A 20,163-nucleotide genomic window follows, 5' to 3' on the forward strand; every position below is an offset into this window, starting at 1 on the left:
GAAACTGGCGCAGTGAAGAGACTCGTGCTGGCCTGGGTGGTCACGGCGGTGGCGGCCACCGGCGCGGCCGTGGCGGTGCTCGGCCTGCTCGGCAGTGCCCTCACCGGCTCGTCCGGCCGCGTGCTGAGCCAGGGGGAGATCCGCGCCGCGCTCTCCTCCGTGACCCCGCGCCCGGCCGCGCCCTCCACCACGCCACCGGTCACACCGTCCGCCACACCGTCGACCGCGCCGTCGACCGCGCCGTCGACCGCGCCGTCCATCCCGCCGTCCGCGACCCCGTCGGTCACGCCGCCCGGGGCGAGCTCGCCCCCCGCGCCCCGCGAGGAGCTGATCCGGACGCGCGGCGGCACGGTCGTCGCCGCCTGCCAGGGCGACCAGGTGACGCTCCGGTCGTGGAGCCCGGCCCAGGGCTACTCCGTCGACGGCGTCGAGCCGGGCCCCCGCCACGAGGCCACGGTGGAGTTCGAGCCCGACGAGGGGGAGGACGTCGAGGTGACCATCGGCTGCTCGGGCGGCCGGCCGGTCATGCTTCCGCGCTGAGCGCCGCCTTCGTCAGCTCGGCCTGCCGCCGGATCTGCCCCATCACGATGGGGTTGATGCCCTTGGCCGCGAACCTGGACACCATCTCGTCCAGCACCGTGCCGGCCCGGCCCAGGTCGCCCTGTCTGGCCTCGGCTCTGGCCAGGCGGCGCATCACCAGGTTCAGGGTGATGTTGTCGATGCTCGCCTCACGGGCCACCGCGGTCAGCTGCTCGATGCCCCGCTTGGGGTCCGGCGGCCGGATCCGCAGCCGCTTGCCGGCGGTGAGCGTTTTGAACTCCCGCTCGGCGTTCAGGCCCTTGACCAGGCGGGCGTAGACGGCCAGGGGATGCCCGCCGTACCTGTCGACCAGCTCGTCCAGCGCCTCGTTGCCGGCGCGCAGCGACGGCGAGTCGGAGCCGAGCAGCGAGAACAGCTTGCCCTGCTCCTCGCCCAGCATCAGCTCCGCCACCCGGTGATCGTCGCCGGTGACCGGGTAGCGCACCCTGACCAGGCAGGAGGGCGAGACGATGCGCGAGCCGTCGGCGGCGATGTACTGCCCGCGGACGTGGTACTCGCCGGGCTGCTGGAAGTAGTGGCCGTCGCGCCCGTGCCCGATGTAGGCGCTCCGGTACATGGCCGGGTTGCCCTCGTCGAGCCGCACCTCGTTCGACGAGTCGACGCAGTGCCGCATCATCGGCCGGTAGAGCAGGGTCCGGCCGTCGGGACGGGTGACGCAGATCTGGGTGAACTCGGTGTCGGGATGCAGGTGGCTGTGCGTGGTGCGCGCCTCGCCCGTGCCCGACAGCTTGAGCTCCACCACCACCGGCTCCCCGAAGCCGAACGCCTCCTTGGCCCGCACCTCCAGCCGCAGCCCGGAACGGTCCTCGACGGGCTGCTCGAAGGGCGTGATCTCGGCGGCGCCGGTGCCGAACGCGTTGGCGCCCATCGCCACGTCCCGGTAGAACCCGTGGCGCAGGTGCACCAGCTCGGGATCGGTGAACTGGAAGGGGAACGCCGACCAGTAGCCGATCTCGCCCCCGGGCCGGTAGTTCTGCACGTAGTTCATCCACGACAGGTCGCCGAAGCCGCCGCTGGGGCCGAGCGGCTGGGGCGGCGTGGCGAGGTTCTTCTGCCACGAGTGCAGCAGGTTGAACGCGTGCCCCAGCTCGTGCACGTACGTGCGCAGTTGCGCCCGCTGCGCCTGCGGCGAGTCGCCCTTGATGGCGTCGTAGAACACCGCGGACCCCTGCCGCTGGTGGGCGTCGTTGTAGTCGAACATGATGCCCCGGTAGCCGCCCACGTGCCTGCTCGCCACCAGCAGCCACACCCGCCAGGCCACGGCGTCGCCGAACCCGCTGAACTGCTGCGTCATCGCGTGGTGCAGCTCGGCGTCGTCCCACGCCAGGTCGGCGCCCGACCCGTCGACCGGGATCACGCCCGGCCGGGCCACGGTCAGCCGGACCCCGGCCTCCGCGAACGCCTCGACGACGCCGAGATCGCGGGCCGCGGTGCCCGGCGGGCAGGGCAGCGCCCCGGTGTTGTAGGCGGTGAACGGCTCGGCGCCCGTCACCGAGTCCTGTTCCAGCAGCACGCTGCGGAAGTACGGCGAGTCGTAGGACACCGGGTAGGACCGCCCGGCGACCACGGCCCGGCCGGTGCCGTGGCTGATCGTCACGCTGACGTCCCTGACCGGCGCGTCGAAGGTGAAGACGCCCCGTCCCTCGATCCGCGCCTCGTCACCCTCGGCCCGTACGGCGACGGAGTTGACCACGAACGAGCCGACGTACGCGGTGGTCGAGCCCGCCACGGAGAACACGTCGCCGCTGACCCGGCCGGTCGGGCGCAGGCCGTCCACATCGATCCGGAGCTCCAGGCGCGCGTCGCCGTCCTGACCCTGATACAGCCCGCTGATCATGGGATGCTCCCTGGAATCGATGTGGGGGTACATCGGGGAGACTTATCCCGGCGGTCGGCCCTGTCAACGGCCTCCACGAACATGCAGCGCCCCGAGCAACTCCTCGGACGCCCTGGTGATCGTCTCCACCGCCCGGTCGAACGCCTCCGCGTTGTGCGAGGCGGGCGCGCGGAACCCGGAGATCTTACGGACGTACTGCAGGGCGGCCGCCCGGACGTCGTCTTCGGTGACGTCCTCGGTGTAGGGCGGGCGGAGGGTCTTGATGCTTCTGCACATGCCTCTAACGGTAATGGCCGAGCTGCCGCCCGATCTCCCGCGCGCCCTCGGCCAGCAGCTCGCCCACCTCCGGCAGCCGGTCCGGAGTGAGCCGGTAGGACGGCCCGGAGGCGCTCACGGCGGCCACCACCGAGCCGTCGCCGCCCACGATCGGCGCGGCGACCGCGTTCAGCCCGGCCTCCAGCTCCTCGACCGTGCTCGCCCAGCCGCGCCGCCTGATCAGGTCGAGCTCCAGCCGGTCGGCGTCGGTGATGGTCGCGGCGGTGTAGCGCTCCAGCCGGGGCGGCAGCGGCAGGGTCCCGAACGCCAGCAGCACCTTGCCGCTCGACGTCGCGTGGGAAGGGGTGCGCTGCCCGACCCAGTTGTGGCCGCTGATCGCCGAGGGGCCGCGTACCTGGGTGATGTTGACCGTGTCGCCGTCCTGCGGCACCGCGATGTTGACCGTCTCGCCGACGGCCTCGGCCAGCCGCAGGCAGACGGGCCTGCTCGCCCGCGACAGGTCGAGCTGGGCCGTGGCCGCGCCCGCCAGGCGCACCACGCCGAACCCGAGCCGGTAGCGCCCGCGCGAGCCGTTCTGCTCCACCAGCCCGCCCTGCTCCAGCGCCGCGAGCAGCCGGGACGCCGTGGACTTGTGCACGTCGAGCTCGACCGCGAGATCGGTCACCCGTGTCGAACCCTCCCGGGCCAGAATCTCCAGGATCGTGATCGCCCGGTCGACTGACTGAACGGAGGTGCTCATAACGCAACACACTAATCCGCGGCGGGCGCCGGGCTGAGCTCGGCGCCGAAGTCGTGCGCGATGCCCCGCAGGCGCTCGGCCAGCTCGTCGCGGTCCAGCGCGTCGATGCGCTCGGCCGGTCCCGACACCGACATCGCGGCCACCACCCGCCCACCGCCGCGCACCGGCACGGCCAGGCAGTGCACGCCCAGCTCCTCCTCGCCCAGGTCCATCGCGTAGCCACGGTCCCTGACCAGGTCCAGCTCGGCCAGCATGGCGTGCACCTCGGTGATCGTGTTGGGCGTGCGGCGCGGCATCCCGGTCCGTTCCAGCAGCGTGACGGCCTCCTCGGCGCTCCGGTCGGCGAGCAGCACCTTGCCCACGGCCGTGCTGTGCGGCAGCACCCTGCGGCCCACCTCGGCGAACATCCGCAGCCTGCGCGGTGACTGCGCCTGCGCCACGTACACGATGAAGTCGCCCTCCAGCACCGCCAGGTTCGCCGTCTCGCCCGACAGCTCCACCATCCTGGTCAGGTACGGCTGCGCCCACTCGCCGACCATGCCCTCGGCGATGCCGCCCAGCCGCACCAGGCCGCCGCCCAGCGCGTAGCGGCGGCCTGAGTCCTGGCGCACGTAACCCCGGGTGAGCAGCGTCTGCAACAGCCGGTGGATCGTCCCGTACGGCAGGCCCGTCCTGGCGGCGATCTCCGACAGCCCCGCCTCGCCGCCGTGTTCGGCCAGCGCCTCCAGCACGTCGAGCGCCCGCTCGACCGACTGCACGCTCATGCGGTCACCGGGCTCACAGGGAGACCCCGCGCAGCGAGGCGTCCAGCACCTCGGCCGTGTGCGCCACCCTGATCGTGGCGCCGCCGCGCCGCATGGCGGCGGCGATCTGCATCGTGCAGCCCGGGTTGGCCGACACCAGCAGCTCGGCGCCGGTCGAACCGACCGCCTTGGCCTTGCGGTCGCCCAGGTCGCGGGCCGCCTCGGGCTGGAAGATGTTGTACGTGCCCGCCGAGCCGCAGCAGATGGCCGCCTCGGGCACCTCGCGCAGCTCCAGCCCCGGGATGCCGCGCAGCAGCTCGCGCGGCTGGGCCCGGATGCCCTGCGCGTGGGCCAGGTGGCAGGCGTCGTGATAGGCCACGGCGAACGGCAGCGGATGCCGCTCGGCGACCGGGCCCAGCTCGACGAGGAACTCCGACAGGTCCATCACCCGGAAACCCGGCTCGGCGCCGAGCAGCTCGGCGTACTCCTTCATCGACGACCCGCAGCCGGCCGCGTTGACCACGACCGTGTCGACCCCGGCCTTCCGGAACGTCCGCACCGTCCGGCGGGCCAGCCGCCTGGCCTGATCGGCCCGTCCGGCGTGCACGCTGAGCGCCCCGCAGCAGCCCTGACCGGCGGGGATCAGCACGTCGCAGCCCTCCAGCGCGAGCACCCGCGCGGTGGCCGCGTTGACCTGCGGGAAGAACTCACCCTGCACGCATCCCGTCAGCATGCCGACCACGGCCCGGCGCTCGCCTCTGGCCCTGACCAGCCGCGGCATCCGCTGCCGCCGTTCGACCCGGGGCGCCAGCCCGGCCATCGCGCCCAGGCTCGGATGCGCCCGCTCCAGGAAGGGCGCCAGCCGCTCGGCCAGCCACATGCCGGGCCGCAGCAGCCGCAGCCTGCGCGGGTAGGGGAACAGGCCGAAGACCAGCCCGCGCACCGCCCGCTCCCGGGGGTCGCGCTCGTGCGCGCGCTCCACCTCGGCCCTGGTCTGCTCGATCAGCCGGTCGTACTTCACGCCCGACGGGCAGGCGGTGACGCAGGCCATGCAGCCCAGGCAGGCGTCGAAGTGCCCGGCCATCTCGGGCGTCACCGGGGTGCCCTCGACGTGCTGCTTCATCAGATGGATCCGGCCGCGCGGCGAGTCCATCTCCTCTCCCCACAGCACGTACGTGGGGCAGGTCGGCAGGCAGAAGCCGCAGTGCACGCAGTCGTCGATCAGCTCCGGATCCATCTCAGATCCCTCCCACGAAGCGGCCGGGAGACATCCTGCGTCCCGGGTCGAACCGTTCCTTGACCCGCCGCATCAGCGGCAGCGCGCCGACGGGCCCCCACCGCTCCACCCTCTCGTACGGCGAGGCCGGCACGGTCACCACGGCCACCCGCTCCCGCAGCCCGGCCACCGCGGCCGCCAGCGCCTCCTCGGTGACCTCGCCCACGGGCGCCAGGTGCAGGCGGCCGGACACCGGCGAGCCGCGCAGCCGGAACCCCGCGTCGCGGGCGGCGTCGAGCACCCCGTTCAGAGCGTTCGGCGGGAACCGCACCTCGACCAGCACCTCACCCGCCGGGCGGGCGGCATCCGGTGTCTCGCCCGCCGGGCCTGTCCCGTGCGGCGGCTCATCATCCGGAAGCAGGCCCCACCACGGCGGCGGCCCCGGCGCCACCTCGCCGCCCGCGACCTCCCGCAGCGCGAGCGCCCGGAGGTCGGCCGCCGACCCCTCGACCAGCGCGGCCACCGTGACCGGGCCGCCGGGGTCGGGCCGGTCGATCTCCACGGCGCTCGGCTCGGCCTGCGAGGCCGCCAGCGCCACCGCGAGCTCCCGGACCCGCTCGGGAGCCACCCGCGTCACCAGCCAGCGCCGGTCGGCCGGCAGCGGATGCAGGCGGAACGTGGCCTCGGCGATCACGCCCAGCGTGCCGTAGGAGCCGGTGAAGAGCTTGCCCAGGTCGTAGCCCGCGACGTTCTTGACCACCTTGCCGCCGGAGCGGGCGATGGTCCCGTCGGCCAGCACGACCGTGATGCCGATCAGCAGGTCGCGCGGCGTGCCGTAGCGGAAGGAACGCGGCCCGGCCGTGGCGGTGGCGAGCGTGCCGCCCACCGTCGCGCCCGGTGCGGCGTCCAGCGCCAGCTCCTGGCCCTCGGCGGCGAGCGCGGCGGTCAGCGCGTCCATGGTGACCCCGGCCTGGGCGCGCACCACCAGGTCACCCGAGGCGTGTTCGAGGATCTCGTTCAGGCAGCACAGGTCGAGCAGCACGTCGCAGCGCTCGGGCGGGCGGCCCCAGTGCAGCTTGGTGCCGCCACCGACGGGCGCCAGCGCGAGGTCCTGCTCGGCGCAGACGCGCAGCACCGCCGAGATCTCCTCCACCGTCTCGGGCAGCGTCACCCAGCGTGGCACGACCCCGGCCACGGCGTCGCCCTCGTCGGCGTCCCTGATCGTGACCCCGGTCTTGTCCAGCGACTCGCGTGATTTCAGCTGTGACATCAGAACTGCTCCGCCTTGCCCGACTCGACCAGCGGGTGCGCGCCCTTGCGCACGCCCGGCACTTCACCGCACAGGCGCGGCGTGGGGAACACCTTGCCGGGATTGGACAGGCCGCGCGGGTCGAAGGCGCACCGGACCAGCTGCATGGTGTCGAGGTCGGCCTCGGAGAACATCCTCGGCATGTAGCGGACCTTGTCGACGCCCACGCCGTGCTCGCCGGTGATCGATCCGCCGTGCTCGACGCACAGGTCGAGGATGGCGCCGGAGACCACCTCGGCCCGCTCGCCCGCCCCGGGCTCGCCGTCGTCGAACAGCACCAGCGGGTGCAGGTTGCCGTCGCCGGCGTGGAACACGTTCGCCACCCGGATGCGGTGCTCGGCCGACAGCCGGTCGATGGCGGCCAGCACCTCCGGCAGCGCGGTGCGCGGCACCACGCCGTCCTGCACGATGTAGGCCGGGCTGATCCGCCCCACGGCGGCGAACGCCGACTTGCGGCCCTTCCAGATCGCGGCCCGCTCGGCCGGATCGGCCGCCACCCGCAGCTCGAACGCCCCCGAGCAGATCTCCTTCAGCCGGTCGAACTGCCGGGCCACCTCGGCGGCGGGCCCGTCGAGCTCCACGATCAGCACCGCGCCCGCGCCCTCGGGATAGGAGCAGGCCACCGCCGCCTCCGCGGCCTCGATGGACAGCGCGTCCATCATCTCGATCGCGGCCGGCACGATGCCCGCCGCGATGATCGCCGACACCGCGGTGCCGCCCTGCTCGATGCTCTCGAACGCCGCCAGCACCGTGGTCACGCTCTCGGGGGCGCGGCTGAGCCGTACCGTGATCCTGGTGGCGATGCCGAGCGTGCCCTCGGAGCCGACGAACGCGCCCAGCAGGTCGTAGCCCGGGTCCATCCGGTCGAGCGTGACCAGGTCGCCGTCGGGGGTGACGATCTCACAGGCCTCGACGTGGTTGACGGTGAAGCCGTACTTCAGGCAGTGGGCGCCGCCGGAGTTCTCCGCCACGTTGCCGCCGATCGAGCAGATCTGCTGGCTGGACGGGTCGGGGGCGTAGTAGTAGCCCTGCTCGCGCACCGCCTCGGTGATGGCCAGGTTGGTGACGCCCGGCTCGACCACGGCCCGGTGGTTGGGCAGGTCGATCTCCAGGACGCGGCGCATTTTGGAGGTGACGATGAGCACGCCGTCCTCGCGGGGCAGCGCGCCGCCGGACAGCCCGGTGCCGGAGCCCCGGGCCACGAACGGCACCGCGAACTCGTTGCACAGCCGCACCACCCGGGCCACCTGCTCGGCGGTCTCCGGCAGCACGACGACGCCCGGGGTGGCCCGGTGGTAGGTGAGGCCGTCGCACTCGTAGGTGCGCAGGCGTACCGGATCGGTGATCACCGAGTCGGCGGGCAGCGACGAGCGCAGCGCCGCCGTCAGCGGGTCGAGCGCGGCGGTCGCAGGCGGGGCGTCTCCAGCATGCAAGGGGTCTCCAGGTCGCCCGTTTCCGGTCTCAGTTCATCTTTGGTGATACCCGTCCGCTTATGTCCGGTGCCGATCCACCGGACATAAGCGGAAATTTCTTTACATAGGGGTTTCTACGGCATTCGAGCGTACGCGGGCAGGGTCAGGAACTCCGCGAAGTCGTCGTCCAGCGCGACCTCCTTGAACAGCGCCGTCGCCTGGGCGTAGAGCTCCTCGTCGTAACCGGGCTCAGTGGCGATCTTGGACAGCTCGTCCTCGATGATCTGCTCGACCAGCGCCTTCGTCACGGTCGCGCCGGTGTCGGCGAGCGTGATGTCGTTGTGGATCCACTGCCAGATCTGCGAGCGGGAGATCTCGGCCGTGGCCGCGTCCTCCATCAGGTTGTGGATGGCCACCGCGCCCAGCCCGCCCATCCAGGCGGCCAGATAGCGCAGCGCCACGTCCACGTTGTTGCGCAGGCCGGCCTCGGTGATGTCGCCGGGCGTCTCCGACACGGCCAGGAGATCGGCGGCCGAGACGCTGACGTCCTCGCGCTTCCGGTCGAGCTGGTTGGGCCGGTCGCCGAGCACGCCGTCGAAGACCTCACGGCAGATCGGCACCAGGTCGGGGTGCGCCACCCACGAGCCGTCGAACCCGTCGCCCGACTCGCGGGTCTTGTCGGCCCGGACCTTCTCCAGTGCCACCGCGTTGACCTCGGGATCGCGCCGCGACGGGATGAACGCCGCCATGCCGCCGACCGCGTGCGCGCCGCGCTTGTGGCACGAGCGCACCAGGAGCTCGGTGTAGGCCCGCATGAAGGGCGCGGTCATCGTGACGGCGTTGCGCTCGGGCAGCAGGAACTCACGGCCCCGGGTGCGGAACTTCTTGATCACGCTGAACAGGTAGTCCCACCGGCCCGCGTTGAGCCCCGCCGAGTGCTCGCGCAGCTCGTACAGGATCTCCTCCATCTCGAACGCGGCCGGGTACGTCTCGATGAGGACGGTCGCCCTGATCGTCCCCTTCGGGATGCCGAGGAGCTCCTGGGCGCGGACGAACACGTCGTTCCAGAGCCGCGCCTCCTGGTGCGACTCGATCTTGGGCAGGTAGAAGTAGGGGCCCTTGCCCTTGGCGAGCTGCCGCTGCGCGCAGTGGAAGAAGTAGAGGCCGAAGTCGAACAGCGAGGCCGAGACGGGCCGAGAGTCGACCTGGGCGTGCTTCTCGTCGAGGTGCCAGCCGCGCGGCCGGACCACGATGGTGGCCAGCTCGTCGTCCGGCCTGAGCGCGTAGGACTTGCCGCCCGACTCGAAGTCGATCGTCCGGTCGAGCGCGTCGCGCAGGTTGAGATGGCCGCTCACGCAGTTGGCCCAGAGCGGGGAGTTGGCGTCCTCGAAGTCGGCGAGCCAGACCTTGGCGCCCGAGTTGAGGGCGTTGATCGTCATCTTCCGGTCCACCGGGCCGGTGATCTCGACGCGGCGGTCCTCAAGGCCGGGGGCCGGCGTGGCCACGCTCCACTCGCCCTCCCTGATCTCCTTCGTCTCGGGCAGGAAGTCGAGCGTGCCGCCCGCCGACAGCTCGGCCTGCCGCGCCTGCCGGGCCTCCAGCAGCTCCAGCCGCGTGGCGCCGAACTCGCGCTGCAGGGTGCCCACGAACTCGAGCGCCTGAGGCGTGAGGATCTCGTCGAACCGTTCGAGAATCGGACCGGTGATCTCCATGTCTCCTCTTTCCGCTATGTGGAAAACAAGTTCTGGATTATGGAAGTGGAAGCTACTGTACCCCGGCGTCACCCGGTTAAAGTCCGGGGGGTCGCCCGAGGGGGATGTCGGGGGCATCCCCGATGCGCGCGAACCATGCCCGGGAGAAGATCCAAGGCATGAAGACAATCGTGATCGCGGGCGGACTGCTCGCCTCGGCGGTCCTGCTGACGGGCTGCGGGCTGCAGAGCCTCGCGGGCCCCGCCAACCAGGACGTCGTCAACTACGAGGTCGCCGACAAGGTGGCCAAGCTGGACCTCAGGACGGCCTCCGGTGACGCCGTGATCACCGAGCACGACGGCACCGCCGTCCGGGTCACCGAGACCCTCCAGTGGAGCGACACCAGGCCCGAGGCCGAGCACCGGGTCGACGGCGACACCCTGTTCATGACCTACACCTGCAAGGGTGCGGTCAACTTGGGCAGATGCGCCGTCAACTACAAGATCGAGATTCCCAAGGGCCTGCGCGTCATGGTCGACACCGGTTCCGGTGACATCACGCTCAGGTCGCTGACCGGCCCGCTGGAGACCTCCTCCGGCTCCGGCGAGGTGTCCGGCACCGGCCTGGCCGGCAAGACGCTCGTCGTCGAGACCGGCTCGGGCGACCTCGACCTGAAGTACGCGTCCCCGCCCGACAGCGTCGAGGTCAAGACCGGTTCGGGCGACGTCGTGCTGCACGTCCCCGACGGCTCCTACGCGGTGTCCACCGAGACGGGCTCGGGTGACGTCGCGGTGTCGGTCAAGGATGACGACGCGTCCCCGCACAAGATCTCCCTCAAGGGTGGTTCGGGCGACATCAGCCTGCTGCCCGGATAACTAGGTGCTTACGCGGGGATGTCATGCCACGATCGGGGAAGACACTGCGGTGTCCAGACGTTCCCTCATAGAGATGACACGAATGCACGAATACTCCGAGCTCGACGAGTTCGAGACCGGCGACATGGACCTAGAGGAGCGCCAGGCGCTGCGCCGCGTGGCCGGCCTCTCCACCGAGCTGCAAGATGTCTCCGAGGTCGAATACCGGCAGCTGCGCCTTGAGCGGGTCGTGCTGGTCGGCGTGTGGACGTCGGGCACCGCCGTCGACGCCGAAAACTCGCTCCTCGAGCTGAAACTCCTGGCCGAGACCGCCGGATCCGAGGTGCTCGAAGGCCTCGTCCAGCGCCGCCAGAAGCCCGACCCGGCCACCTACATCGGCTCCGGCAAGGCGCTGGAGCTGCGCGACGTGGTCGAGTCGACCGGCGCCGACACCGTGATCTGCGACGGTGAGCTGACCCCCGGCCAGCTCCGCCAGCTGGAGGAGACGGTCAAGGTCAAGGTGATCGACCGCACCGCGCTGATCCTCGACATCTTCGCCCAGCACGCCAAGAGCCGCGAGGGCAAGGCCCAGGTCGAGCTGGCCCAGTTGCAGTATCTCCTTCCGCGTCTGCGCGGCTGGGGTGGCAACCTGTCCCGGCAGGTCGGCGGTCGCGCCGCGGGCGGCGTCGGCATCGGCGGGCGTGGTCCCGGTGAGACGAAGATCGAGCTCGACCGGCGCCGCATCCGCGAGCGGATGGCCAAGCTGCGCCGCCAGATCGGCGGCATGTCGACCTCTCGCGAGACCATGCGCCAGCGGCGCAGCCGGCGCGAGGTCCCGGCGGTCGCCATCGCCGGCTACACCAACGCGGGCAAGTCCTCGCTGCTCAACCGCATCACCGGTGCCGGTGTGCTGGTGGAGGACTCCCTGTTCGCGACCCTCGACCCGACGGTCCGCAGGGCGCGCACGCCCGAAGGCAGGGTGTTCACGATCGCCGACACCGTCGGCTTCGTCCGGCACCTGCCCCACCAGCTGGTCGAGGCGTTCCGGTCCACGCTGGAGGAGGTCGCCGACGCCGACCTGATCCTGCACGTGGTCGACGGCTCACACCCCGACCCCGAGGGGCAGCTGGCCGCCGTACGCGAGGTCTTCGCCGACATCGAGGGCGCCTCCGACGTGCCCGAGATCGTGGTGATCAACAAGGCCGACGCGGCCGACCAGGACGTGCTCGACCGCATCGCGAGGCGCGAGCGCGACAGCATCGTGGTCTCCGCACGCACCGGCGCCGGCATCCCCGAGCTGATGGAGCTCATCGAGCGTGAGCTGCCCAGGCTCGACCACGAGGTGCTGCTGCTCGTTCCCTACGACAGGGGCGACCTCATCTCGCGGGCCCACAAGGAGGGCGAGGTGCTCTCGGTCGACCACGGCGGCGACGGCACCGTCCTGCACGCCCGGGTGCTGCCCGGCCTGTTCCAGGAGCTGGTGCGCGTGGGCAAGCCGGTCGAACGCGTCTCGTAGGGCTCTCAGAGGGGCGGCTGGGGGCAGCTCTCGCCGATAAATAGCGCAGAGTTGCCCAAAAGCGACAGTGGTCCTCGCATCGCGGGATTGCTAGGATAAGCCAAGCCTTTCGACGCTAATGACGCGGGTTCCGGATGATGGCTGGTGTGAATCATGTTGCCTGCGGGGGCCAGAGGGGGAAGCCGGGGCATGGTGGTGCCTGGGATGATTGGGCTATCTTCCGAATAACCCTGTACAGCGAGCCAGCCTGTGAAATAACGTAACTGAACTGAAATCGCCGGATCATGAGTCCGGCGATACGGTCACCGCACAGCCTTACGCGGATGAGAGCAGGAGACCCCCCATGTCGTCCGTACCCGGAGCCGGCTCAGCGGGCGCGGCGTCAGCCGTGCGCTGGGTGCTGTGCTCGTGCGGGGCGGTGGTGCGGTGACTGTTCGGCTCCTGACCAACATCGGCCGCCTCTGGACCGGCAACGAGGTCCTCAGCAACGCGGCCATCCTCGTGCACAACGACCGCATCGCGTGGGTCGGGCGAGCGCCCGACCTGCCGCAGAGCGTGCCCGGAGTCGTCGACGACATCGTCGACGTCGACCACGTCGAAAACCTGGGCGGCGCCCTGGTCACGCCCGGTCTCATCGACGCCCACACGCATCCCGTCTACGCCGGCAACCGCTACGCCGAGCTGGCCATCCGCACCGGTGGCTCCACCTCCTCGGCGATCACCGCCGCCGGTGGCGGCGTGGGCTCCACCGTCACCGTGACGCGCGGCACCGACCCGTGGACCCTGTGCAACGGCGTGCGCGAGCGGCTGCGCGGCTGGCTGCTCAACGGCACCACGACCGTCGAGGCCAAGACCGGCTACCACCTGACCCGCGACGGCGAGCTGGCCGACGTGCGGCTCCTGCGCGAGCTGGAGAAGGAGCCGATGATGCCGCGGGTGCACGTCACCTTCCTCGCGGCGCACGTGGTGCCTCCCGAATACTTCGGCCGCCAGCGCGAATACGTCGAGGCCGTGGGCGCCTGGTGCGCCGACGCCGCGGCGGCGGGTGCCGACAGCGTCGACGTCTACTGCGACGAGGGCCACTTCACCACCGAGGAGTCCCGCTGGGTCCTCGCCTCGGGCCGCAACGTCGGCCTGCTGCCGCGCATCCACGCCGGCCTCTTCAGCCGGCGCGGCGCCGTGCAGCTGGCCGCCGAGCTCGGCTGCGCCTCCGCCGACGGGCTGCACCACATGTCCGACGAGGACATCGCGATCATGTCCCGCTACGGCGTCCCTGCGGTCGTCTGCCCCGCGACGGCGCTCCAGCGCGGCAAGGTGCCGCCGGTCCGGCAGATGATCAAGCACGGTGTCCAGATCGCGCTCGGCAGCGACCACAACCCCGGCTACTGCGGCATCACCTCGATGTCGCTGGTCATCGCGATGGCCGTGTCGGCGTTCGGGATGAGCGTCAACGACGCGCTGCGGGCCGCCACCCTGGGCGGCGCCACCGTCCTGGGCGCGCCCGACCGCGGCGTTCTCGCTCCCGGCCGGCTGGCCGACATCGTCCAGTGGGACGCCGACCACGAGGGTGCCTTCGCCTGGTCCTTCGGCCTCAAGCCGCGCCGCGTCTGGCGGGGTGGGACCCCGGTCCAGTAGTTAATCTCGGTGTATGCCGCAATCGGTCGCCGTAGTCACTGATTCCACCGCTTACCTGCCGTCTGTCTCCGATATCTCGGTTGTGCCCGTGCAAGTGATCTCGGCCGGCGTCTCCTACGACGAGGGTTCCTTCACCGGCGACCTGACCGGCGCGACCACCTCACGCCCCGCGCCCGCGCGCTTCGCCGCCTGCTACTCCGCCCTCGCCGCCGACGGTGCGGCGGCCATGGTCTCGATCCACCTCTCCGGCGACCTCTCCGGCACCGTGGAGGCGGCACGGCTGGCCGCCCAGGAGGCGCCCGTGCCGGTCGAGGTGATCGACAGCCGGTCCATCGCCATGGGGCTCGGCTACCCCGTGCTGGCAGCCGCCCGGGCCGCCTCCCTCGGCGGCACTCTGGAGGAGGTGGCGGGCGCCGCCCTGCGCTGCGTGTCGCGGACGCGGTCGTTCTTCTACGCCGACTCGCTCGATCGGTTGCGGCGCGGCGGGCGGATCGGCGCGGCCGCCTCGCTGGTGGGCTCCGCCCTCGCCATCAAGCCGCTGCTGCACGTCGTGGACGGGCGGGTGTCGTTACTGGAGAAGGTACGCACCTCCGCCAGAGCCATTTCGCGCCTGGAGGATCTGGCGGTGCAGGCCGCCGGGCCGCAACCGGTCGAGGTGGCCGTGCAGCACCTGGAGGCGCGGGAGCGCGCCGAGTCGCTGGCCGAACGGCTGCCCAAACGGCTGCCGGGGCTCGTGGAACTACGCGTGGTCGAGGTCGGCGCCGTCATCGGGGTCCATGTCGGGCCCGGCATGCTGGGTCTGACGGTCTCCCTGCCCGGCTGACCCCTTCCTGGCCGCGGATCCCCCGGCGTCGCGCGGTCCATGGCGTCCGTTTTCCGCCCCCGCCGTCTCGGTGACGACCGTCCGGGCCCTGGCGGGAGACACAGCGTCAGCGCGTGGCGCCGGTCTTTGGCGCCCGCCTTCAGCCGGCTGGGCTGTCCGGGCCGTTGGTTCTGGCTTGTCCACAGGACCGTGACCCCCTGCCGGGTTGTCCACAGAACGTCGTTCGCCCCAACGCTCCAGGACCCCGGGCTTCTACGTTCGTCCGCGTGCGCACCCACGACCCGACGGCCGAGCAGACCATAGCCGAGTCGCGCCTCCGGTCGATCACCACGCCCGAGCGCCGGTCCCAGCGCGCCGCTGTGCCGTCACTGGCTTCACGTTCCCAGGCTCCGATCGCCACCCCTGGCATCGCCACCCCCGGCATCGCCACCCCCGGTTCGGCTCCCCGCCCTCCGGCCGTGCCGCCCATCTCCGTCCCGCCGTCATTCGCGGCCTTCCGCACCGCCATCGCGACCCAGGCTCCGGCGCTCGACCCCGGCCGTCCAGGGCTCCGCGTCCTGCTCGTGCTGGGCGTGTTCGCGGCGGTGGTCGCGGGCGTCTTCCTCTGGCGATCCCAACCGGCCCCGGAGCCCCTGACCGCCCCCTCGCCCATGCAGCCACTACCCATGGCCACGCCCGCCGCCTCCACCCCTACGGCACAGCTGACCGTCCACGTCACCGGCAAGGTGCGCAAACCAGGCGTCTACACCCTCCCCGTGGGCGCCCGGGTGACCGACGCGGTGACCGCGGCCGGGGGAGCACGGCAGACGACCGCCACGGGCTCGGTCAACCTGGCCAGACGCCTGGTCGACGGCGAGCAGATCGTCGTCGGCGCCCCGGCGGGCCCCACGGCCCCCGGCGCGGCGCAGGCAGACCCGGCCACCGCCGTGCTTGATCTCAACGCGGCCACACCCGACCAACTGGAGCAGTTGCCGGGCGTCGGCGAGGTCCTGGCCGCCCGCATCGCCGAGTTCCGCACCGCCCACGGCGGATTCACCAGCGTCGACCAGCTACGGGAGGTGAGCGGCATCGGGCCGCGTACCTATGACGAGCTCAAAGGCAAGGTCCGCGTCTGACATGTCCCGCGATCTACCTGCCACCCCATGCGGCGAGAGCCGACCAGGAGACCCTCCCGCGAGCTCCCTGGGCGACGCCGCGAGCGCCTGCGGCGACGCCGCTCTGAGCGGGCTCTCGCCGCACCTGCTCGGTGACGGCTCTCTGAGCGGGCGCTCGCCGCACCTGCCCAGTGACGCCCCTCTCAGTGAGGACGCACCGCCTCCGTCTGGTAGCAGTGGTCTTCTCAGCGAGCATTCCTGGGTTCTGGTCCTGCCCGCGCTCACGGTGTGGGCCGGTGCGCTGGTCCTGCTCGGGTGTTCCGCGACGGTCAGCCTGATCGTCTTCGCTGTGACCTCGCTTGGAGCCCTGGCCACGGCATGCCTCCGGCGCACAGGCAGGCAAGCCCCAGCCTTCCGGGGCACGGCATGGTTCCGGCGCGCGCGTGGGGTGGCTCCAGCCTCCCACCCGCTTCGCCATGTCCGCCCGACCTGCGCCCAGCTGAAATCCTGGCTGGCCGCCTCACCTGGCCGGAGGATCGTCGGCGCTCGCGGGCAGCGCTGGTTCACCTCCTCGGCCCCGTGGCCCTGGCGCAACGTGACCATCGCGGTGCTGGCGTGCCTGGCGGCCACCTCGGCGGCGGTGGGTCTCCGGGTATACGCCGTCAGCACCGGGCCGGTGGCCGAGTTGGCGGCGAAGGGGGTGACGGTCACCGCAGAGGTCACGTTGACGGACGACCCCAGGGTGATCAGTCGCGGGCGTTTCCACCGGGAAAGGGTGGTGGTTCCCGCCGAGCTCGAGGTCTATCGCACCGCCCGGCAGCGCGTGGTGACGCGGACGCCCGTCACCGTCTTCGCCAACGGCGCCGAGTGGCGTTCCCTGCTCCCGAGCCAGCGTCTGGAGGTCACCGCGAGGCTGGCCCAGGCGACCCCTGGCGACCTGGTGAGCGCCGTTCTGCTGGTCCGGGGCCCACCCAGGGTCCTCACCACGCCCAGCCGGCTGCAGGCCGTGGCAGGCACGCTCAGGGCCGGTCTGCGCACCGCCGCGGACGTGCTCCCCGCCGACCAGCGTGGTCTCCTCCCAGGGCTGGTCGTCGGTGACGTCTCCCGGATGGATCCTCAGGTCAGCGCTGACCTCAAGGAAGCGGGTCTGAGTCACCTCAACGCGGTGAGCGGCACCAATCTGTCGATCGTGGCAGGTGCGGCTCTGGCCCTCTCGCGCCTGGCGGGCCTTCCCCTCGTTCTGAGAGCCGTCTTCGCCGCCATCGCCATGATCGCGTTCGCGGTGGTGGCCCGGCCGTCTCCCAGCGTCCTGCGCGCACTCCTCATGGGCCTCGTCGCCGCCGTCGCCCTCGCCACCGGCCGCGCCAAGGACGGCGTGGCGGCACTTTCGGCGGCGGTTCTCCTGCTGATCCTCTTCGCCCCCGAGCTCGCCCGTTCGTACGGCTTCGCCTTGTCCGTCCTCGCAACCGCCGGAATCCTGCTCCTCGCCCCTCGCTGGCGCGACCGCCTGTCGAAGCCGTCACCTCAACCGACTCCGCCGGCCGGTCCACATCCCGACGACGGACTCCCGCCACGGACGAGTCCACGGAGCATCGCCTATCTGGCACGGCCGATACCGTCCGACAACGGCGAAACCACGCCTGAGCCCGACGCGGCGGACTTGGGGCGATCGGCAAGGCGTCGCGAAGTGCGGGCGCGACCGGCCGGCTGGGATTGGCTGCGGGCACGGCTGGGTCACGAGCGTGGAGTCGGCGTGCCTTTGGGTCATGAGCGCGGAGTGCGCCTGCGGCTGGGTCATGAGCGCGGAGTGCGTGTGCGACGGGGGCATGAGCGTGGACTCCGCGTGCGTTCGGGTCATGGGCGTGGAGTGCGTGAGCGGCTAGGGCACGAGCGTGGAGCGCGTGTGCGGCGGGCCGGACGACAGGTACCTACGCGGTTGGCCTGGCGCCGGATATTCGTGCGGTTGGCCGGGCGCTGGACACCCGCCTCGGTGGCGGAGGGCCGGATGCCCGCGCGGGCGGCGGAGGGCCGAGTGCACCTGCGGGTGGCGGGGCGACGGACGCGGATGCCGAGGTGGGTGGCTGAGGCCGTGGCGGTGCCCGCGGCGGCGCAGGTGGCGGTGACGCCTGTGCTGGTGTTGATGGCCGGTCAGCTGTCGCCGGTCGCGGTGCCGGCCAATCTGCTGGCCGGCCCGGCCGTGGCGCCCGCGACCCTGCTGGGCTTCGCCGCCGCGCTGATGGCCCCCTTCTGGCCCGAGGCCGCCCGGCTGCTGGTCGTCCCCGCCGGTTACGCGGTGGGCTGGATCATCACGGTCGCACGGGGGGCGGTGAACATCCCGATGGCGACCCTGCCGTGGCCGGGTGGCGTTGAAGGGCTGGGTCTGCTCGCGATCACGGTCACCGCTGTGGTCGTCCTCTGGAGACGCCACGCCTGGCGAGCGGTGACCCTGGCGGTGGCCGGGGGAGCCCTGGTCGCGGTGTTCGTCATTCGCCCCATCGCCGCGCCCTGGCCGCCCGAGTCGTGGTTGATGGTGATGTGCGATGTGGGGCAGGGCGACGGCCTGGTGATCGCGGCAGGGCCCGGGCGAGGCGTGGTGGTCGACACCGGTCCCGACCCCGTGGCCATGGATCGCTGCCTGCGCACGCTGGGGATAGACGAGGTGCCTCTGGTGATCCTCACCCATCCCCATGCCGATCACGTCGACGGCCTGCCAGGTGTCCTCAGAGGCCGGCGCGTCGGCGCGGTGGTCGTGAGCCCTCACCGCCCCGGCTCCGGCGATCCGGCCCCCGGAAACTCCCCCTCACATTCGCCTCCGAAGGGTCATGAGTCCCACTCCTACGAGTCCCTCGGGTCCGACCGGTCCCGTCCGTCCCGGCTGTCGGACGATCTGGCCAGGCGTCGCATCCCCGAGTGGACGGCGGCGCCAGGCACCCGGTGGCGCCTGGGCCCCTCGGAGCTGACCGTCCTCGGCCCGGCGCAGGGGCACGCCAACAGGGGACAGGGCGAGGGGAGCGAGATCAACAACTCCAGCGTCGTCGTTCACGTACGCTGGCGAGCCGGTTCGGCCCTGCTCAGTGGCGACATCGAGATCGAGGCCCAAGACCGGCTGCTCCATGGTCCCCTGCCCGTCGCCGACATCCTCAAGGTCCCGCATCACGGGTCCCCCCGGCAGGATCCGGCCTTCTTCGCCGCGGTGGGCGCCCGTGCGGCACTGATCAGCGTGGGCGCCGGCAACGACTACGGCCACCCGGCCCAGCCCACGATCGCCCTCCTCAACCGCCTAGGCGCCCGCGTCTACCGCACTGACAGGTCCGGCGACCTCGCGGTGGTCGAGCAGGACGGCGCCCTCGCCGTCGTGGCCCGAGGACGGTGACGGTCGAGTACCAGATTGGCGGCGGGGCGTGGCATGCTGCTCGACATGGCGCGTACCGATCCAGCACTCGTGACACTGGTCATCGGCGACGAGGAGCTGCTGGCCGAGCGGGCGGTCGCCGCGGTCGTGGCGGCGGCGCGAGCCGGTGAGGCGGGCGCCGAGGTGCACGATCTCGTCGGGTCCAAGGTGACGCCGGGTGAGGTGACCCAGCTGACCTCGCCGTCCCTGTTCGGGGACCGGACCGTGGTGGTGATCCGGTCCGCGCAGGATCTGGTGAAGGACGTCATCGCCGAGGTCGTGGCCTACGCCGCGCATCCCTCCGAGGACGCCGTTCTCGTCCTGGCGCATCCCGGCGGAGTCAAGGGCAAGGCGCTGGTCGACGGGCTCAAGAAGGCCAGAGCCGAGGTCGTCACCGTCAACAAGGTGACCAAGGCGGGGGAGCGGCTCGACTTCGTCAAGGGTGAGATCAAGCGGGCGGGGCGGGGCATCTCCGCCGACGCCGCTCAGGCGCTCCTCGACGCCGTGGGCAACGATCTCCGGGAGTTGGCGGCGGCCTGCAGCCAGTTGGCGTTCGACACCGAGGAGAAGACGATCGACCTCGCGGCCGTGGGCCGCTACCACAAGGGGCGGGCGGAGGTCACCGGGTTCAACGTGGCCGACTCGGCGATCGAGGGGCGGCTCGGTGAGGCACTTGAGCAGCTGAGATGGGCGCTCGGCACCGGTGTGGCGCCGGTGCTGCTGGTGAGCGCGCTGGCCGGCGGGCTGAGGTCCGTTGCCAAGGTCGGTGGAGCGCCCCGCAATCTGCGCGGCGGGCAGCTCGCCAGCCATCTGGGCATGCCGCCGTGGAAGATCGACCGGGTCAAGCGCCAGCTCAACGGCTGGGGCCCCGAGGGCCTGTCCCGGGCCATCCAGGCCGTGGCCGAGGCTGACGAGCAGGTCAAGGGCGGCGGCGCCGACCCCGCCTACGCGCTGGAGCACACCGTCCAGGTCATCGTGGCCAACCGCACGGGCCGCTGACCCGCCTCTCGGCTGACGCGTCCCGCAC

The 20,163-nt window shown here is 71.9% G+C and carries 16 protein-coding genes; 8 read left to right on the top strand and 8 right to left on the bottom strand.

Annotation, left to right across the window (positions count from 1 at the left end; translation table 11 throughout):
- The first annotated feature begins 12 nt into the window (after window positions 1–12).
- Window positions 13–540: a septum formation initiator gene (locus tag IEY82_RS09640; RefSeq protein ID WP_189123686.1), complete on the top strand. Its 528-nt coding sequence runs from the start codon at window positions 13–15 to the stop codon at window positions 538–540.
- Here IEY82_RS09640 and IEY82_RS09645 read toward each other — a convergent pair.
- The 8 genes from IEY82_RS09645 to aceB all read right to left on the bottom strand — a co-directional run bounded on the left by IEY82_RS09645 (window position 524) and on the right by aceB (window position 9,844).
- The gene (locus IEY82_RS09645) at window positions 524–2,437 is read right to left on the bottom strand and encodes a hypothetical protein (protein WP_189123687.1); all 1,914 of its coding nucleotides are present in this window, start codon (window positions 2,435–2,437) and stop codon (window positions 524–526) included. The genes IEY82_RS09640 and IEY82_RS09645 overlap by 17 nt on opposite strands.
- A 63-nt stretch (window positions 2,438–2,500) precedes the next feature.
- A complete protein-coding gene (locus tag IEY82_RS09650) occupies window positions 2,501–2,713 on the bottom strand; it encodes a DUF2277 domain-containing protein (RefSeq protein WP_189123688.1) in 213 nt (70 codons plus the stop codon).
- A gap of 4 nt (window positions 2,714–2,717) precedes the next feature.
- Window positions 2,718–3,452 (bottom strand): IclR family transcriptional regulator, encoded by a 735-nt coding sequence (locus IEY82_RS09655; protein WP_189123689.1) that lies wholly within the window; start codon window positions 3,450–3,452, stop codon window positions 2,718–2,720.
- 11 nt (window positions 3,453–3,463) lie between these two features.
- On the bottom strand, window positions 3,464–4,216 hold the full coding sequence (locus tag IEY82_RS09660; protein WP_189123690.1) for an IclR family transcriptional regulator: 753 nt from the start codon (window positions 4,214–4,216) through the stop codon (window positions 3,464–3,466).
- Between the two features lie 13 nt (window positions 4,217–4,229).
- Window positions 4,230–5,432 (bottom strand): (Fe-S)-binding protein, encoded by a 1,203-nt coding sequence (locus tag IEY82_RS09665; protein WP_189123691.1) that lies wholly within the window; start codon window positions 5,430–5,432, stop codon window positions 4,230–4,232.
- A gap of 1 nt (window position 5,433) precedes the next feature.
- Complete coding sequence (locus tag IEY82_RS09670; protein ID WP_189123692.1) at window positions 5,434–6,681, bottom strand: FAD-binding oxidoreductase; 1,248 nt, start codon at window positions 6,679–6,681, stop codon at window positions 5,434–5,436.
- Window positions 6,681–8,153: an FAD-linked oxidase C-terminal domain-containing protein gene (locus IEY82_RS09675; protein ID WP_372459695.1), complete on the bottom strand. Its 1,473-nt coding sequence runs from the start codon at window positions 8,151–8,153 to the stop codon at window positions 6,681–6,683. The genes IEY82_RS09670 and IEY82_RS09675 overlap by 1 nt, the downstream gene beginning before the upstream one ends.
- A gap of 113 nt (window positions 8,154–8,266) precedes the next feature.
- A complete protein-coding gene (gene aceB, locus IEY82_RS09680; protein ID WP_189123693.1) occupies window positions 8,267–9,844 on the bottom strand; it encodes a malate synthase A in 1,578 nt (525 codons plus the stop codon).
- Between the two features lie 158 nt (window positions 9,845–10,002).
- Between aceB and IEY82_RS09685 the strand changes: the two genes are divergently transcribed.
- The 7 genes from IEY82_RS09685 (at window position 10,003) to holA (ending at window position 20,135) form a co-directional block, all read left to right on the top strand.
- Window positions 10,003–10,698 (top strand): DUF4097 family beta strand repeat-containing protein, encoded by a 696-nt coding sequence (locus tag IEY82_RS09685; protein ID WP_189123694.1) that lies wholly within the window; start codon window positions 10,003–10,005, stop codon window positions 10,696–10,698.
- A gap of 82 nt (window positions 10,699–10,780) precedes the next feature.
- A complete protein-coding gene (hflX, locus tag IEY82_RS09690) occupies window positions 10,781–12,193 on the top strand; it encodes a GTPase HflX (RefSeq protein WP_189123960.1) in 1,413 nt (470 codons plus the stop codon).
- Between the two features lie 426 nt (window positions 12,194–12,619).
- On the top strand, window positions 12,620–13,828 hold the full coding sequence (gene hutI / locus IEY82_RS09695; protein ID WP_189123695.1) for an imidazolonepropionase: 1,209 nt from the start codon (window positions 12,620–12,622) through the stop codon (window positions 13,826–13,828).
- Window positions 13,829–13,841: 13 nt separating this feature from the next.
- Window positions 13,842–14,651, top strand: coding sequence for a DegV family protein (locus IEY82_RS09700; protein WP_189123696.1), 810 nt, complete (start codon window positions 13,842–13,844; stop codon window positions 14,649–14,651).
- Between the two features lie 266 nt (window positions 14,652–14,917).
- On the top strand, window positions 14,918–15,766 hold the full coding sequence (locus tag IEY82_RS38990) for a ComEA family DNA-binding protein (protein ID WP_225262539.1): 849 nt from the start codon (window positions 14,918–14,920) through the stop codon (window positions 15,764–15,766).
- Window positions 15,767–16,340: 574 nt separating this feature from the next.
- Complete coding sequence (locus IEY82_RS39825; protein ID WP_268241127.1) at window positions 16,341–19,118, top strand: ComEC/Rec2 family competence protein; 2,778 nt, start codon at window positions 16,341–16,343, stop codon at window positions 19,116–19,118.
- Window positions 19,119–19,151: 33 nt separating this feature from the next.
- Window positions 19,152–20,135, top strand: a complete 984-nt coding sequence (gene holA, locus IEY82_RS09720) for a DNA polymerase III subunit delta (RefSeq protein ID WP_189123697.1) — start codon at window positions 19,152–19,154, stop codon at window positions 20,133–20,135.
- Window positions 20,136–20,163: the final 28 nt, after the last annotated feature.

The sequence above is a fragment of the Nonomuraea cavernae genome (genome assembly GCF_014646355.1).
GTDB lineage: Bacteria > Actinomycetota > Actinomycetes > Streptosporangiales > Streptosporangiaceae > Nonomuraea > Nonomuraea cavernae.

Excerpts from the sequence above, each read along its gene's own strand:
- IEY82_RS09645 (WP_189123687.1), bottom strand. The coding sequence starts at position 2,437 with ATGATCAGCGGGCTGTATCAGGGTCAGGACGGCGACGCGCGCCTGGAG.
- IEY82_RS09650 (WP_189123688.1), bottom strand. The coding sequence starts at position 2,713 with ATGTGCAGAAGCATCAAGACCCTCCGCCCGCCCTACACCGAGGACGTC.
- IEY82_RS09655 (WP_189123689.1), bottom strand. The coding sequence starts at position 3,452 with ATGAGCACCTCCGTTCAGTCAGTCGACCGGGCGATCACGATCCTGGAG.
- IEY82_RS09660 (WP_189123690.1), bottom strand. The coding sequence starts at position 4,216 with ATGAGCGTGCAGTCGGTCGAGCGGGCGCTCGACGTGCTGGAGGCGCTG.
- IEY82_RS09665 (WP_189123691.1), bottom strand. The coding sequence starts at position 5,432 with ATGGATCCGGAGCTGATCGACGACTGCGTGCACTGCGGCTTCTGCCTG.
- IEY82_RS09670 (WP_189123692.1), bottom strand. The coding sequence starts at position 6,681 with ATGTCACAGCTGAAATCACGCGAGTCGCTGGACAAGACCGGGGTCACG.
- aceB (WP_189123693.1), bottom strand. The coding sequence starts at position 9,844 with ATGGAGATCACCGGTCCGATTCTCGAACGGTTCGACGAGATCCTCACG.
- IEY82_RS09685 (WP_189123694.1), top strand. The coding sequence starts at position 10,003 with ATGAAGACAATCGTGATCGCGGGCGGACTGCTCGCCTCGGCGGTCCTG.
- hflX (WP_189123960.1), top strand. The coding sequence starts at position 10,781 with ATGCACGAATACTCCGAGCTCGACGAGTTCGAGACCGGCGACATGGAC.
- IEY82_RS09700 (WP_189123696.1), top strand. The coding sequence starts at position 13,842 with ATGCCGCAATCGGTCGCCGTAGTCACTGATTCCACCGCTTACCTGCCG.
- holA (WP_189123697.1), top strand. The coding sequence starts at position 19,152 with ATGCTGCTCGACATGGCGCGTACCGATCCAGCACTCGTGACACTGGTC.